The organism is Flavihumibacter sp. CACIAM 22H1 (genome assembly GCF_001601815.1).
GTDB lineage: Bacteria > Bacteroidota > Bacteroidia > Chitinophagales > Chitinophagaceae > Flavihumibacter.
Window position 1 is genome coordinate 16,317 of sequence record NZ_LUKG01000028.1, and the last position, 2,632, is coordinate 18,948.

The following is a 2,632-nucleotide window of genomic DNA, read 5'->3' on the forward strand; positions in this document are numbered from 1 at the left end:
GATTTGGTTTCCGGATCAATGGCATTAAAAATCTTATCGATCTTTCCCGAATAGGGTTGGTCAGGAAATGCCAGGGTATTTACCGTAACGCCATAACCCACATTAATTTTAGCGATATCCGTTTCGTTCACATTTGCCAGTGCCCATACTTCGTTGATTTCTGCAATTGAGAAAACAGCCTCCGCATTATCCTGCCGCAACAATTCATTCTGGTTGATATTTTTAGCCACAACAAATCCGCTGATGGGTGCGGTTACGTTAAACATCGAGCCCCCTTTCAGGTTGTAAATGCTGTAGATCTCATTTATCCTGGCCAGTTCTGCCCTGGCTTTTTCCAATTCTCGTTCAGCAGCTGCCACATCCTTTTCAGTACTTAATTTGCCGGCAAACAGGTCTTGGGTAACCTGCAGATTTTTTTCAGCGTTGGCCACATCATTGATGGCGTCCATTTTTTCTTTCTGGAAAGCCGCTACTTCACTACTTTGTATTGTAGCCAGCACCTGCCCCTGCTTTACATAGTCTCCCAGCTCCACCTGAATTTTCTTTACTATACCGCTTACAATAGGATATACCTGCGCCAGCTTATTATTATCGGCAGTTATTTTTCCAAAAAGCCGTATTTCATTCTGTACTTCCTGTTTGGTAGCTTTTGCAAACTCGCATTTTGCCATCATGGTATCACTCATAGAAAAAACCACGGCATCTGCCGGCTGGGTCTTTTCCCTGCATCCAATAAATGCGGAAAACAAGCAGCATACCAGTACCAATTTATAGTAGTTCATATTGTACATATTAAAACATATCTTTTCCGATTAACAGATTCAGTTTTTCAGCAGAAACAACCAGTTGGGACTTTATCCTGGCCAGTTCTACCTGAACTTCATTATAGGCTTCAAAAAAATCAATGAATTCGATCATGGATACATTCTGTTTCCTGAAGTTTTCGGTCATGCCTTTTCCTGTTATCTCAAAATCTTCGTTATAAAGCGGAGCCGCTTTTTTGTATTCGGTTACTACCTGCTTGTAGGACTGATACGCATTGGAAAGCGATGCATCTGCTTCAGCCTGTACAGCCTGTACGTTTAAATCAGCCTCCTTAACCCGGTATTCCGCCATTTTGATATTTCCCTGGTTCCGATGAAAAAAAGGAAGAGGAATCGACAGACCAGCATTGATTTGATTATTAAACGCACCGCCGCGCTGATCATAGGAAGTAAATACATTAATATCAGGCTTGGCCAGTTTCACCTGGTACTGCTGATTCAGGTCGGCTAATTCTTTGTTTTGTTGCGCGATCTTCAGATCGATCCTGTTCAACTGGGCTTCCGTTCGGATATCCGGCAGCGGATGGGCTTTGATATACCGTAAAATATCTTCTTCCTTAAAATCAAAAACAAGTGGACTATTGGTTTGAAGCAGTACCTGCAGGTTGGCATGCACTTCATAATAATCTTTATACACTTCCGCCCGGTCATTATTGAGTTTAAGGTAGGCGCCCTTTAATCGAACTACATCTTTCAGGGGCAGGTTTCCCAAATCGGCCTGTTGCTGGTAACTTTTAAGCAGGGTATCAAGCAGCGCAAGTTGCCCGGTATAACTTCTGAGGAGTTGTGCATACTGCCCTAAGGCAAACAAATCACTATGTAACTGAAATTTTAACTGTTGAGTCAGTTGTACCAGTTCCAGCTCGGCTAATGCTGCGTTGGAACGGGCCATTTCAATTTCTGCTTTGCGTTTTCCGGCAAGCCGTATAACCTGCTCCATCTGAAATACTTTCTGCCCGGTTTTACCTACGTGCAGTAGTTTCCTGTTTTGGGGATCATAGGCATTCAGGTCGGCCGTAAAAACAGGATTCGGAAATAGTTTTGCCTGAATAATTTCCGCTTTTACGGCATCTACATTCATGGCAGCAGCCAATAACCGGAAATTATTCTGGAGGAATAAACTATCCGCTTGCTGAAGCGTGATTTTAAGTGTATCCTGTGCCCTGGCAGAAGTAATTGTAGCCAGTAATAAAACGAATAGGACGGTGTTCTTAAAAAAAATCATAGTAGCACTCCTTATCTGAAAGGAGGCCCAAATTTGGCCGTAACCACCTTAAAAACACCTTAAAGGCAATAAATCTTAGCTTAAAGGCAGGGAAATCGTAAACTGGTTCAGGTCTGGTGGAAGTTTTTTATAGGTAATGGTACCTCCGTGCAGGGTCAGCATTCTATGTACAAATACCAATCCCAATCCAAACCCCCGGATAGCGGCACTGTTCGTTCCCCGGAAAAAGTGCTGGAATAGCAATTGTTGTTCCTCCTCTGTTAAGCCCGCTCCTTCATTTTCAAATACTACCTGTAAAAGCCTTGCTTCACTTTTTAGTCGGATTGCTGCTTTTTTAGTAGAACTGTACTGAATACAGTTTTGCATAAGATTCAATACGGCTGCCCTCAGTAAGCGATAGTTGGCGTATACCAATAATTCCGGTTCGTCATAAGCAGCCTCGTATTCAATTGAAAAAAGGAAATCCGGTTCAATTATTTTAAGTTCGTCAGCAATATCAAATATCAATTCATCCAGCCGTACCATGGAAGTCTTCAAACTACTACCCGATTCTGCTTTGGCAATTTCCAGCAAAGCATTGATG

The 2,632-nt window shown here is 42.5% G+C and carries 3 protein-coding genes; all 3 read right to left on the bottom strand.

What is annotated here, in order from left to right; all coding sequences use genetic code 11:
- On the bottom strand, positions 1-782 hold a 782-nt coding region (locus A1D16_RS09755), incomplete at its 3' end, for an efflux RND transporter periplasmic adaptor subunit (protein WP_290709172.1).
- 10 nt (positions 783-792) lie between these two features.
- Positions 793-2,049: a TolC family protein gene (locus tag A1D16_RS09760; protein ID WP_290709173.1), complete on the bottom strand. Its 1,257-nt coding sequence runs from the start codon at positions 2,047-2,049 to the stop codon at positions 793-795.
- A 75-nt stretch (positions 2,050-2,124) separates the two neighbouring features.
- A partial coding sequence (locus A1D16_RS09765) for a HAMP domain-containing sensor histidine kinase (protein WP_290709174.1) occupies positions 2,125-2,632 on the bottom strand: 508 nt, incomplete at its 5' end.